Genomic DNA, 13282 nt, shown 5'->3' with positions numbered 1-13282 from the left:
TATTATTGTGAAAGTTCAGGCACCTGATGCCATTTGGTTTCGCTGTTACTGCTATCAAGCATTGCCTGAATAAATGCCATACCTCGTATACCCGCTTCAATGCCGGGTACCCCTTCGGCTGTACCTGTCGCGTCTTCGCGAATGGCGTTGGCAAATGAGGTATACAGATTTGCCATGGCTTCAAGGTACCCTTCAGGGTGTCCGCCCGGAATTCGGCAACGCTGCATCGCTTGCTCACACAAACCGGGCTGCCCACCCCCGGCGCGATAGACCTGGTAGGGGGCATCAACAGGACGATAAATAACAGAGTTCGGCTCCATTTGTTGCCACTCCAACCCGCCTTTTTCTCCATAGACCCGTATTTTTAACGGGTTTTCCTCACCCGCACACACCTGACTGGCAACCAGTACCCCGGTCACGCCACTTTCAGTTTTAATCAAGGCCGCGCCGTCATCGTCTAACCGCCGACCCGCCACATGGGTATTAAGAACCCCACACAGCTCAGTGATTTTTTCGCCTAACACAAACTCAATCAGGCCAAAGGCGTGAGTGCCGATATCGCCCATACAGCCACTGGCTCCGGCCAGCGCCGGGTCGGTGCGCCATGAAGCTTGCTTATTGTGGGCTTCTTCTTCGCCCGATAACCAACCTTGCGGATACTCAACATACACTTTACGAATGGTCCCCAGCTTGTCGTTAGCCACCATGTCTTTGGCCTGAAATACCATGGGATAACCCAGATAGGTATGAGCCAGACCGTACAATACATGGCACGATGAAAGTTCCAGAGCCAGCTGCCTGACTTCATCAAAACTGCCCGCTGCAGGTTTTTCGCAAAACACATGAAAACCGGCTTTGGCCGCCGCCAGTGATACGGGCACATGTAAATGATTAGGCGTGACAATACTGACTGCCTGCATACGCTCATCTGCGGGTAATTCAGCTTCTTGTTCGAGCATCTGTTGCCACGAGCCATAAACCCGGTCGGGATTAAGATCAAGGCTCTCACCGGTTCGGGTATTGTTATCCTCATCACGAGAAAATGCGCCACATACCAATGTATAATGGCCGTCCAGGGCCGCTGCATGACGGTGCACAGCGCCAATAAAGGCGCCTTCACCACCACCAATCATGCCGAGCCGGATTTTGCGTGTGCGGGCCATGTACTTCTCCGAAAAAATTGTTAGAAACATGTTATCTGCGTTAAAATGTAACGGATTACATTTATCAGTGTCAAACCATTTTGGTATTATTTGTGTCCTATTTGTGAATTTTATGATTATAAGATTGCGGATATGTTTTAAAATGGTAGATAAACAAAAATTTATACTGGCTTTTATGGTGTAATCACGGCATTGTTTTTAGCATTAATGCAAACGGTTACATATTTATAAATTATGTGGAGGCATTTATAACGCGCATGGCAACCATTCGAGATGTAGCAGACTTAGCAGGGGTATCGGTCGCCACGGTATCTCGTTCGCTTCAACAACCAGAGCGAGTATCGCCAAAAACCCGCAGTCGGGTAATCAGTGCTATCGAACAAACCGGCTATCAGCCCAATCAAATGGCGGTTAAGTTTCGTTCTGGCAAAACGCACAGTCTGGTGGTATTGGTACCTACCGTGGCAAATTTGTTTTTTGCCCGGGTAATTAGCGGCATGCAGGAAGCAGCAGCGCAGCGCGGCTATACCCTGCTACTAGGAAATACTTTAGGCAATCCCCAGATTGAAGCTGAGTATGCGCGTATGGTGCAAACCGCCCAGGCCGACGGCGTTATTCAGTTGCGCGCCTTTAATCCGTTTGTAACCGACCCCTCATCTGGCTCTGGATTATTGCCTATGGTAAATGCCTGTGAAGTGCTGGAGACCAGCTTGTGCCCAACGGTAACCCTGGACAATCGTCAGGCTGCGGCAACCATGACCCGGCATTTGCTGGAGCATGGGCATCAACGTATTGCATTGATTAAAGGGCCTCAGGCCAGCCCCTTGACACAAGAGCGCCTGGCCGGTTATCAGGACGCCCTGAAACAGGCCAATATCGAGTTTGATCCCGCGTTATTGTTTGATGGTGACTTTACCTTACATGCCGGTTATGAAGCCGCTCGCCAGATTTTGGCGCATCCACAACGACCTTCCGCGGTATTTTGTGAAAACGATGAAACGGCCATCGGGGCAATGCAGGCAATAAAAGAAGCGGGCCTGAAAATTCCTGAAGACATTTCAATTGCGGGCTTTGACGATATTTCATTTGCCGCATTTTGCGATCCGCCGCTAACCACTATAGCGCAACCTGCTGAAGAGTTTGGCCAGACCGCGGTAAATTTATTAGTAGATGTATTAACCGGAAAAATCAGTAAAGCCCCAAAAGTGATTATGCCTTTTGAGCTAATTATACGCCATAGCACGGGCCCGGCCCCAGGCGCTGCCCATCTAAACCAGGCAATGTAAAGGAGAGTATTATGCCCGCCCCATCTTTTTTCGAACTCAACAAGTCTGCGATAAACCGTCGGCGTTTTTTAAAGCTTAGCGCCACAGCCGCCAGCATTGCTACGCTGCCTTTGTCGCTATCACTGATGGCACGCGAACAGCAAACTCAGGCAGTAACCGGCTTGCAGCTTTATACTCTGCGCGACTGGATGGCCGTGAGCGTGCCTGCCACCCTGAAAATGGCTGCGGCAGTGGGCTATAAAGAACTTGAGTTTGCCGGTTACTTTAATCATAAGCCGGCGCAAATAAAGCAGATGCTAAATGACGAAGGCTTACAGGCACCGTCTGTTCATACACCGTTGACGGCGTTTGAAAACAGTGTTGAAAAGGTGATTGAGTCGGCGCTAGAGGTGGGGCACCGCTATGTAGTATTGCCTTACCTGACCGAAGCTCAACGCGGCTCGCATATTGATGTTTACAAAAAGCTGGCAGACAACCTGAATGTCTGGGGTGAAGCATGTAATCGGGCAGGTCTTACCCTGGCTTATCACAATCATGCCTTCGAGTTTATAAAAACCAACAACCAGTTACCTTACGATGTTCTGCTTAATCGTACCCAACCTGAACTTCTTAGTATGGAAATGGACTTGTTCTGGATGGCAAAAGCCGGTCAGGATCCTCTGGTTTACTTTGCACAACACCCTGGCCGTTTTAAATTATGGCATGTTAAGGATATGGATAAAGCTGGCGAATTTGCCGATGTGGGTACCGGTGTGATCAACTTTGCCCCAATATTTGCCCAGGCTCAAAAAGCCGGAGTAGAACACTATTTTATTGAGCGCGATCAAACCGAAGATAAACTGGCTACGCTGAAGCAGGGTCACCAAGCATTATCTGCATTATTGTGATTTAACTTTAATACTGCATAATACTTAAAAGAAGTGCCAAAACAGGCGCTTCTTTTTTGTCTGCATGCTGCGATTTAGCTTCAAAATCGCTACACTAGCGCCAAAATTTGTCGTGCCCAATATCTGCGGTCGTGTCAGGAATGCCATTATGATTGAGTTGCTCGCCCAGCTTACACGCTGGTTGTCGCCTTATTTTAACCAAATGAGTTTGATGCTGGTTGCTACATTGCTGGTGGTATTTGGTGACATTATAAACAAATACGTAAAGCAGGTTTTAAAGCCATGCCACTTTATTATACGGGTAAGTTTGTTTGTATTGCTGTGCGCCTTTGGTTACGGTGCACTGACCTTGTTCGGGGCTCCTTTTGTCCTGCATTTAATTCATTTTTTCCCCGGGTATTTGCAGGGGTTTGTGTTTGTTTCAGCTTTTTTTGCGGTGGGTTTATTTGCAGAACGACGTCGCTATCTTTAAATTCAATCCAATCCCAATATTGATACCGGCATAAAAAAGGCGGCTCGAAAGCCGCCTGTAATCAATAGCTTATTTTGCTTTTTGAAGATACTGACGAATTACATAATGCAGAATACCGCCATTTTCAAAATAGGTGTATTCGTTTGCTGTATCAATACGCACATCGGCACTAAACTCAGTGACCTCGCCCGAGTCGCGCATCATCGTCACCTGTACTTCTTTGCTGTCACGGGATACCTGCGATATTGAGAATGTTTCATCTCCGCGAATACCTACCGAGTCGGCGCTATCGCCTTGTTTAAACTGCAGTGGCAAGATACCCATACCAATGAGGTTAGAACGATGAATACGCTCGTAACTTTCAGCAATCACCGCTTTAACACCCAGTAACGAGGGCCCTTTGGCTGCCCAGTCGCGGCTAGAGCCGGTTCCGTACTCTTTACCACCCACCACAATTGCGCCTACCCCTTCGTCGCGGTATTTCATTGCTGCGTCAAATATCGACATCTGTTCGCCGCTTGGGTAATGGGTAGTTGCGCTTCCGGTAGTGCCGGGAGCCAGCTGGTTTTTGAGCCTGACATTGGCAAAGGTGCCGCGCATCATCACTTCATGATTACCCCGGCGCGAGCCGTAAGAGTTAAAGTGTATTTGCTCAATGCCTTTATCTTGTAAGTATTGACCTGCCGGGCTATCTGGAGCAATTGCCCCGGCCGGCGAAATATGGTCAGTGGTGATAGAGTCGCCCACCTTAACCAAACAACGTGCATCACGAATCGCTTCCAATGCGTCCGGTTTTTCGCCCATGTCGGCAAAAAATGGCGGTTGCTTGATATAAGTTGATTCGGGCCAGTCGTAAACCGACGCTGATGACACTTCCAGCTCATTCCAAACGCGCTTACCTTTAAATACATCTGCGTATTTTTGTTTAAACAATTCACCCGAGACATACTCTTTAACCATCGACTTAATGTCCTTGTCGTCTGGCCATAAATCTTTCAGATATACCGGTTTGCCATTTTTATCTGTCGCCAACGGCTCGGTGGTAATATCTATATTCATATTACCGGCCAAAGCGTAGGCCACGACCAAAGGTGGTGAAGCTAAATAGTTTGCGGCGACGTCGGGGTGAATACGTCCCTCAAAGTTACGGTTACCGGATAAGACAGAGGTGACCGTCAGATTTGCATTACGTACTGCCCGGTTAATTTCATCTGGCAGTGGCCCCGAATTACCAATACAGGTAGTACAGCCATAACCCACCAGATTAAAGCCTAGCTTTTGTAACGGCTCCATTAACCCGGCGTCTTCTAAATACTGGGTAACCACCTGTGAACCGGGGGCCAGAGAGGTTTTCACCCACGGTTTGCGAGCCAGACCCAGCTCGACCGCTTTCTTGGCCACCAAACCTGCACTAATCAGAACTGAGGGATTAGAAGTATTGGTACAACTGGTGATTGCTGCAATGACAATTGCACCGTTCTCAAGGTTGAATTTTTCGTTCTGGAATTCTACATAAGAATCGTGTTCTTCGTCGACCTCGGACATATCGCCGCCTTCAGCGACAAACTTTTCTTCTTCGGTTTCCACTTCTTTAAAGTCAATTTGCGAGTTGAACCAGTCTTTAAATGCGCCGGCCGCTTTGTCCAGTGGAATACGATCCTGTGGACGTTTAGGGCCTGCCAGTGATGGCACTACATCGCCTAAATCTAAATCAAGGGTTTCATGGTATACCGCATCTTTACTGTGGTCGTCGTGCCACAGCGAAGCGGCTTTTGCGTATTCTTCTACAAGCTTAATCTGACTTTCATCACGACCGGTAAGCTCAAGGTAATCCAGGGCCACCTGATCGATAGGGAAAATACCACAGGTAGCGCCATATTCAGGCGCCATATTAGCGATAGTCGCGCGATCGGCGGTGGTTAAATGCTTAATGCCCGGACCAAAGAATTCGACAAACTTACCCACTACCCCGTGATTACGCAACAACTCGGTAATGGTCAGTACCATATCAGTGGCCGTGACTCCGGCATTCAGATTACCTGACAAACGAAGACCCACAACTTTTGGCGCCAGCATGGTTACCGGTTGCCCCAGCATAGCAGCTTCGGCTTCAATACCGCCTACACCCCAACCCAGAATGCCCAGGCCGTTGATCATGGTCGTGTGAGAGTCGGTCCCTACCAAAGTATCTGGATAAACATAGGTTTCGCCGTCTTGTTCTTTGGTAAATGCACACCGTGCCAAATATTCAAGGTTGACCTGATGCACAATACCGCGACCCGGCGGGACCACTTTGAAGTTGTCAAAAGAAGACTGGCCCCACTTCAAAAACTGATAGCGTTCTTTATTGCGCTCTATCTCAATGTCGGTATTCTTTTCAAAAGAATCTTTATCACCAAAATGGTCCACCATAACCGAATGGTCGATAACCAGCTCTACAGGGTTTAGTGGATTTATAACCTGGGCATCGCCGCCCAGTTTATCCACGGCATCGCGCATAGCGGCCAAATCAACAATAGCAGGCACGCCCGTGAAGTCCTGTAAAATAACTCGCGCAGGTACAAATGAGATTTCCTGCTGGCTTTCGTCGCTGGTGTCCCACTTTGCTATTTTTTCTATATCTTCGCTGGTGACAAAATCTTCCTGTTCGTGTCGAATCAGGTTTTCCAACAAAATTTTGATACAAAAGGGCAGACGAGATAAGTCGTGTTGTTCGCTTATTTTGTCAAAACTAACCAGCTTATATTGCTGATCGTTAACATTAAGCTCGGAAAATGTCTGATATTTCACCTGATAACCATCCTTTAGAGTTACATGGCCCGGCAAGATTCATCCGCAACAACAGTCGCACCGGGCGGGTAAGTGTGTGGATTCATACGGTATTCAGGTGAAAAAAAGTTCATTTAAAGCGCCATCAAAAGTTACCTTCTTTTATAACTATTGAAGGGCTTTGACCTGTTTTATCCATAAGACCAACCGACTCAGGCCAAATCAGTCTTAGGTCATAACCAGGTTTTAAAGCGTTTGTATACGCCGTTGGTCCAGCCAAAGCCTAGTTGTATGTCGTATTCACCCCCACCAGCGCGCAAGTGCGGGGTGCAAACATTATATTTTTCAAGCATCACGCCATTATTCTCGTAGTGGTGCTCTACGGTGCTTATGAAGCGTTGCATAATAGTGTCAGCTAACCCCTGATGTTCGTAATTTATTAACCCCTGCACACAAAAATATTGTAAAGGCGCCCAGCCGTTGGGGGTATCCCACTGCTGGCCTGTTTCTAAGCTGGTGGTAACAATGCCCCCGGCTTTTAACAAGCATTGCTCCAGCTTTTGCTGCACTGCTTTGGCCTGGCTTGTAGTAGCAATTTGCGCAAACAGTGGCACAGCGCCGGCTGCGCTCACTACCGGCGAACATTTCCCTTCACTCAGAACAAAGTCATAGTAGTAATCGTGGCTCCACAAAAAGGTTTGTAACGCCTGTTTACGTGCAGTCGCCCGCTGGTCAAAATGTTGTTGCTGTAACGCGGTAGGAGCAATGCGCGCCAGTGTTTTTTCAAGCCGGTATAACAGCGAGTTTAAATCGACCGGGACAATCTCGGTGGTGCGAATAGAGGCCAAAGAGTCAGGTTCTGCCAACCAGCGTGAACTGAAATCCCAGCCTGATTCACAGGCTGCCCGTATATTGCGGTAAAACTCATCCGATTTGGCCCCTGCCTGTTTGGCTGTTTCTATGTCTTCTCGCCAGGATTCGGGGCGGGGTGTATCAGCATTATCGTAATACCGGTTCAAAACGCTGGCATCGGGCATGCGCACCACTCTGCATGTTGCCGATAATGGCTGCGGACTTAGATCTTTTTCGCCTTGCATCCAAAATGCATGCTCTTTGAGTAGTCCGGTTACCACCCGTTTTTTTTGCGCTACCGATAAGTGTTCTTCAACCAGCTCAAACATTAACGCCAGTATCGGTGGCTGACTGCGGGTGTGGTAATACGCCCGGTTGCCATTAGGAACACAACCTACTTCATTCAGGATATCTAAGAAATTTTCCAGCATATTAATGACCATATCGTGACGCTTTGAATCGATAAGGCCCAGGGCCGTGAAATAACTGTCCCAGTAATAAATTTCTCTGAAGCGCCCGCCGGGCACAATATAAGGCCGGCTTAACCCAATTAAACTACTGTTATCCCGAGTATCCGGCTGTCGGGTAAGCACGTCCCACATTTTGTGTACATAATCCAGCGCGCTGACAGAGGTTACCGAAGCTGAATCTGGCGTTGCCTCAGGTAAAACAAAATGCGTATTTACAAACTCAATCAAATTAAAATCAGGTCTTTTGTGGCCTGCTTCATACTGTGTTAATACACTTTGCCAGTCACTGGTGACGCAGGCATCGGCGAAGGTTTTACTGTCTTCAAAAACGGGTTTTTGCTGCACTTCCTGAAACAGTTTGCTTGAAAAAAATGGCAGTACCGCTTGCCACTTTTGTTTATGAGCGTCGTTCATTACGCTTCCTTATTAGACGAGATTTGGGCAGACATTCGACGAAAAAAATACAGAGAAATCAGAATGCCGGCGATAGGAACCAAAGAAAAATAAAAGGCCTGCTGCCCTCCCATAGCATCAAAAATATAGCCGGTAAAAATGGAGCCTGTCGTGCCCCCCAGTGCTGAAAACACCACGATTAGGCCGGTCATAGGAGCATGTTGTTTTTTAGGTAACGCACTGAGCATTACTGAATTAATAACCGGATATAAAGGGGCCATCATTAAACCAATCAGCGGTATTAAAAAGGCCGCCAAAGGTGCATCGGACCAGTTATGTATCATGGTTTCGTCAACTTTTTCAGCCAAAGGTAAGCTCAAAACAATAATCGCGGCCATACCGGCCAGACAACTGTTTAAAAATGGATACCAGTGCACCCGGGTCAATATGGCACCTGCTGATAACCGCCCTACCGCCAGGGCAATAGCAAAGATACTGGTTATCTGAATGCTGACGGCGACCGGCAGACCCAGCACTTCGCGGTTGAACGTAGGTAGCCACGACCCGATACCTTGCTCTATCAGTACGTATAAGAAAATAGAAATAACAAAAATCAGAACCAGCGGCTGGTAAGTTAATCGAAGCATATCGATAAAAGCTTTACTCGCAGGTTCCTGCGACGCGTCGGCAGAAGGTTTACTGATGGGCGCCAGAACCACTAAGCCGATGGCAATCAGGGTGATAGCGCCTAAAAGGTAATACACATTTAGCCAGCTTAAAGAGGCAGAATCCTGCTGATCGATAAATGCTGAAAAAATCCAGTAGCCAGAAAGCACTCCCAGCATAAAAATACCTTCTATGGTATTCATCAGCGAACTGTGCCCGCGAGTGTCATTGGAAAGCTGCCCAATAATGGCATAGACCGACACCTTCACCAGTGCAAAAGCAGTACCGACAACCGCAAATAACAATTGAATAACCCAAAAGCTGGCAATGACCGGAGTCATGGCGCAGATTATGGCCACCATCAAAAGTCCGGTTAACAAAGCCAGTTTGTAGCCTACTCTGGGGATAAAAGACGCCACCGCAAACGAAACTATAGCGATGGACAAATCTTTGAATCCTTCCAAAGTGCTAGCCTCTGGCTTTGAGACACCAAATGAATTGATCGCCTGCAAAATAACTGTGCCCACACTATTTAGCATAATAGCGAACACAAAATAGCACACGGCAATAGCAACAATAATCCAGAATCTAGACATGTGTGAACACCTTGTTAATGTTTTACCTGAAGTCTATAGCTGCATGCCTAATAATGCAATCGTTTGCATTATTAGGCATCATTATTCCTTATTCGGGTAGTTTTGCAGACTAAAACCGTTACTTTCCCTCGGAGGAGCGCCGAATTACCAGTGACGTGTCGATGATCTGGCTATTGGCTGGCGTACCGTCAAGCTGATTAAGCAGCTGCGTAACCATTGCTTCTGCCGCCGCCTGAGTGTCTTGAAAAATGGTGCTTAATGAGGGGTGCATGAGCTCTGCCAAGGGAATATCATCATAGCCAATAATGGCAACATCGCCAGGGATACCAACATAACGCTCTTTTAAGGCCTTTAATGCCCCTAAGGCAATCATGTCTGACATTGCCACAATACCATCGAAGTCTAACCCTTTAGAACGAATCCGCTGATTAATAAAGGCATACGCTGCTTTTGAGGTAATATCTATAGCACCCGTCAGGTCCTCATCCAAAGACAATTGGGCGTTGCTATGCGCCCTGCCGTAACCCTGAAACCGTTCCTGCATTTCAGCATGTCCAGGGTCACCCAAAAACATAATTCGTTTGGAGCCCTGGTTTATAAGATGTTCAGTGGCTAACAGCCCCCCGGCAAAGTTATCGCCGCCAACAATGGGATAACGGGTTTTAGCCGTGGCATCGCCCCAAACCACCATAGGAATCTGTTGTTCAGCGGCCTGATCAATTTTGTCAGACGTTTTACCCTGACCTATTACAATAATGCCATCTGCACGCTGACTGTGAATAAAATAGTTTGCCCAGTCATCAGAAGCCATAAACGAATTAGACAGTAACAATTCATAACCCCGCGCATTTAGCGCCTGATTCAAATCGCCTACTATTTTCAATAAGAAGGGGTCGGTGGTGCTTTGCTCAGTGTTTTCAATAAGATTAAGAATAACCGCGACCACATGAGTCTTACGGGTGCGCAAACGACTGGCAGCGGCGTTTACACTATAGTTGTGCTGGCGTGCCAGCCGCCGAATTTTATCGCGGGTTTCTTGTTTTATAAGCGGGTTATTGTTTAACGCCCGTGAAGCCGTGGAAGGAGAAACACCTGCCAATTCAGCCAGTTTTGCCAAAGTTAATTTACTGTCCAACATCAATTTTTTCTGTCTGACTATTCTAATGACCACTATAACCTCAATTATGCTCGATGCCTATGTCAGTTATTTTCAGGGAAAAACAAAGAAACATTAAACCAACCCAGCAATTTGCAAACGATTGCATTTATTATTGCAATCGTTTGCAAATGTCGTTATTTTGTTTCCAATTTCCCAGGCATGTCACGATTCATTAACGTTGACATGTGTTTAATTAACAAATTTCATGCTCATCAGGAGTACTTATGAAGCCGCTGTTCTTGAAACAAGTATTAGCCAGTGCAATTGCTGCAGCCTTAAGCCAGTCAGTTGTCGCTCAGGAAGATGCCCCGCAGGATACCCCTGCTAAAGCAACATCAGAGAATACTGAGGTTATTGTCGTTAGCGGAACTCCTGGTGGTACCGGCATTCGTAAAATTGATGCCAGTTTTGCGGTTACCAATATTGATGCCAGTGATATTGAGAAACTGGCGCCCAAGTCTACCGCTGACCTATTTAAGGCGATTCCCGGTGTATGGGTCGAAAGCTCTGGTGGTGAATCGGGCGCGAACGTATTTGTACGTGGCTTTCCTGGTGGTGGCGATGCCCCATTTTTGACTATCTCTTTAGAAGGCTCACCAATTTATCCTGCTTCAACGCTTTCATTTCTGGAAAACTCTCAGCTTTTCAGAATTGACGAAACCATTGAAACAGTGGAAGGGTTACGAGGCGGTCCAAACCCGGTAGTTAGCAATGGCCAGCCCGGGTTAACCACAAACTTTCGACTAAAACGCGGCAGCGATACCACCGAGGGACTGGCTAAATATACCGTATCTGACTACGGCCTGAATCGGGTTGATGTGATGGCAAGCGGTGCCTTGGCTGACGACCTGTATTATATGGTGGGCGGTTACATAAAAAGCTCAGAAGGTATTCGTGATGCAGGTTTTCGCTCAGAAGAAGGCAATCAGTTTACGTTCAACATAACCAAAGAATTTGATAACGGACAGCTAAACCTTTATACCCGTCAAACTGACGACCATGGTACCTGGTATCTGCCTACCCCGCTGAATGTAGAAGGCATTGATGCAAACTATACCCAGATAGGTCCGTTGAATCGTCAGGCAACTATTACCTATGGTCCGCAAAACACTACCGAAAGCTTTGACTTTGGTAATGGACGAGGCTGGGATGGTCATGTAAGTGGCGGTAGTCTTAAATTAGATTTGGGTGCTGGATGGCAGTTGGTCGACCGCTTTAATTTAACCAAAGGTCAGGCCAATACCTATGGTCTGGTCCCCAATGGTGCCGCGACCACACTGGCGCAGGTTGCAGATAACAACATGAGCGCTATGGGTGCCGTCACCGGTGAACAATACGCGGGCGATACGCCGGTTCAGCAAATAGGTCGCTGGGTGGTTCAAAAAGATATTGAAGCGTTTACCAATGACCTGGCGGTGTCAAAAGCCTGGGATGCATTTGATACGTCTTTAGGGCTTTACACGGCAACAACAAAAGCGGAAGACTGGTGGAGTCTTGGCAACCAGGCCTATTATGTACTCACCCCTGGCGGCGAAAAATTAGAGGGCATCGCGTGTAATGACAGCCCTGAAGGTTGTGGCTTTTCGTATGACATAGACTCTGTAGGCGATGCCAGTACTACTGCATTTTATGCCACCACTAAATGGTATGCTACGGCCGATTTAGACTTTGATCTTGGCGTGCGTCATGAAACTCACGAGGTAAGTTACTCGGTAGATGAAGGCTTAGATGGCCAGATTACCAAAGCGGTAAACTATGACCAGAGCAAGGTTTCATGGACGGCGGGCGCCAACTATTCGCTAAATGATTTTAGCGGCGTATTTGTACGTATGAACCAAGGCTATAAAATGCCTTACTTTGATGATTTCAGAGATAACTTTGGTGCGTACACTGACGGTAACGACCTTATTAAAAAGGTTACCCAGGGCGAGCTTGGCTATAAGTATATGAATGAAAGCATTCAGTTTTTTGCCACCGCATTTGCAAACGAAGTTGAAGGCGACACCTTTGTACGCCTGCCCGGGGTGCCCGCTGAAATTTTAACAAATGAAGCTTATGGCGTAGAACTGGATGCTAAATATCAGCATGACTCAGGTTTTTCATTAAACCTGAACGGGACGTTTCAGGAAACTGAAATTACTGCCAGTGCCACTAACGAAGGCAACGAAGCTCAACGTCAGCCCGGCTGGCAGGTACGTCTGACACCCAGCTATGCCTTTGATGTAAATGGTATGTACGCCAGCGTCTACGGTACCGTTTCAGCGGTAGATGACAGGTTTGGCAACAACGAAAATACCGTGGTTTTAGAAGGCTATGAAAAGGTTGATGTAGGTGTGATATTTGAACCTGTTGACTCACTGAAGCTCCAGTTGTCAGTAGACAACCTGACCGACGAGCAAGGTATTACCGAAGGCGATCCACGTAGTCCCGATGCGCCTAACGGGCGGTATATTATGCCTCGCAGTATGAAACTAAGCGTTGCTTATTTGTTTTACTAAACCCATAAACCAGCAAACACAAAAAAGGAGAGCTGAAGCTCTCCTTTTTTCATTACACACGATTATAAATG

Annotated in this window: 9 protein-coding genes; 4 read left to right on the top strand and 5 right to left on the bottom strand. The window is 47.2% G+C overall.

The window, feature by feature from the left end; translation table 11 throughout:
• Positions 1-2: 2 nt before the first annotated feature.
• Positions 3-1163 carry a Gfo/Idh/MocA family protein gene (locus JK130_RS08300; protein ID WP_218353852.1) on the bottom strand — a complete coding sequence of 387 codons (1161 nt, stop codon included), beginning with the start codon at positions 1161-1163 and terminating at the stop codon, positions 3-5.
• 257 nt (positions 1164-1420) lie between these two features.
• On the opposite strand from JK130_RS08300, the gene JK130_RS08295 reads away from it, so the two are divergent.
• The 3 genes from JK130_RS08295 to JK130_RS08285 all read left to right on the top strand — a co-directional run bounded on the left by JK130_RS08295 (position 1421) and on the right by JK130_RS08285 (position 3808).
• Positions 1421-2449, top strand: coding sequence for a LacI family DNA-binding transcriptional regulator (locus JK130_RS08295; protein WP_218353851.1), 1029 nt, complete (start codon positions 1421-1423; stop codon positions 2447-2449).
• Positions 2450-2460: 11 nt separating this feature from the next.
• Positions 2461-3336, top strand: coding sequence for a sugar phosphate isomerase/epimerase family protein (locus JK130_RS08290; protein WP_218353850.1), 876 nt, complete (start codon positions 2461-2463; stop codon positions 3334-3336).
• A gap of 148 nt (positions 3337-3484) precedes the next feature.
• A complete protein-coding gene (locus JK130_RS08285; RefSeq protein ID WP_218353849.1) occupies positions 3485-3808 on the top strand; it encodes a DUF3392 family protein in 324 nt (107 codons plus the stop codon).
• A 69-nt stretch (positions 3809-3877) separates the two neighbouring features.
• Here the strand turns inward: JK130_RS08285 and acnA are convergent, their stop codons facing one another.
• The 4 genes from acnA to JK130_RS08265 all read right to left on the bottom strand — a co-directional run bounded on the left by acnA (position 3878) and on the right by JK130_RS08265 (position 10692).
• Complete coding sequence (acnA, locus tag JK130_RS08280) at positions 3878-6598, bottom strand: aconitate hydratase AcnA (protein ID WP_218353848.1); 2721 nt, start codon at positions 6596-6598, stop codon at positions 3878-3880.
• Positions 6599-6810: 212 nt separating this feature from the next.
• Positions 6811-8313 (bottom strand): alpha,alpha-trehalase TreF, encoded by a 1503-nt coding sequence (gene treF / locus JK130_RS08275; RefSeq protein WP_218353847.1) that lies wholly within the window; start codon positions 8311-8313, stop codon positions 6811-6813.
• Positions 8313-9554, bottom strand: a complete 1242-nt coding sequence (locus JK130_RS08270; protein WP_218353846.1) for an MFS transporter — start codon at positions 9552-9554, stop codon at positions 8313-8315. Before JK130_RS08270 ends, treF begins: the two co-directional genes overlap by 1 nt.
• 118 nt (positions 9555-9672) lie before the next feature.
• Positions 9673-10692 carry a LacI family DNA-binding transcriptional regulator gene (locus tag JK130_RS08265; protein ID WP_218353845.1) on the bottom strand — a complete coding sequence of 340 codons (1020 nt, stop codon included), beginning with the start codon at positions 10690-10692 and terminating at the stop codon, positions 9673-9675.
• A gap of 245 nt (positions 10693-10937) precedes the next feature.
• Here JK130_RS08265 and JK130_RS08260 point away from each other — a divergent pair, with 245 nt between their 5' ends.
• On the top strand, positions 10938-13211 hold the full coding sequence (locus JK130_RS08260) for a TonB-dependent receptor (RefSeq protein ID WP_218353844.1): 2274 nt from the start codon (positions 10938-10940) through the stop codon (positions 13209-13211).
• The last annotated feature ends 71 nt before the right edge of the window (positions 13212-13282 follow it).

Origin of the sequence: Alteromonas lipotrueiana (genome assembly GCF_019249245.1) — a bacterium.
Taxonomy (GTDB): Bacteria; Pseudomonadota; Gammaproteobacteria; order Enterobacterales; family Alteromonadaceae; genus Alteromonas; species Alteromonas lipotrueiana.
The sequence above is the reverse complement of the archived record's forward strand: the minus strand, read 5'-3'. Positions and strand labels throughout refer to the sequence as shown.

What these genes read in the sequence shown, in the direction of transcription:
- JK130_RS08300 (WP_218353852.1), bottom strand. Translation starts at nt 1,163, where the DNA reads ATGGCCCGCACACGCAAAATCCGGCTCGGCATGATTGGTGGTGGTGAA.
- JK130_RS08295 (WP_218353851.1), top strand. Translation starts at nt 1,421, where the DNA reads ATGGCAACCATTCGAGATGTAGCAGACTTAGCAGGGGTATCGGTCGCC.
- JK130_RS08290 (WP_218353850.1), top strand. Translation starts at nt 2,461, where the DNA reads ATGCCCGCCCCATCTTTTTTCGAACTCAACAAGTCTGCGATAAACCGT.
- JK130_RS08285 (WP_218353849.1), top strand. Translation starts at nt 3,485, where the DNA reads ATGATTGAGTTGCTCGCCCAGCTTACACGCTGGTTGTCGCCTTATTTT.
- treF (WP_218353847.1), bottom strand. Translation starts at nt 8,313, where the DNA reads ATGAACGACGCTCATAAACAAAAGTGGCAAGCGGTACTGCCATTTTTT.
- JK130_RS08270 (WP_218353846.1), bottom strand. Translation starts at nt 9,554, where the DNA reads ATGTCTAGATTCTGGATTATTGTTGCTATTGCCGTGTGCTATTTTGTG.
- JK130_RS08265 (WP_218353845.1), bottom strand. Translation starts at nt 10,692, where the DNA reads ATGTTGGACAGTAAATTAACTTTGGCAAAACTGGCTGAATTGGCAGGT.
- JK130_RS08260 (WP_218353844.1), top strand. Translation starts at nt 10,938, where the DNA reads ATGAAGCCGCTGTTCTTGAAACAAGTATTAGCCAGTGCAATTGCTGCA.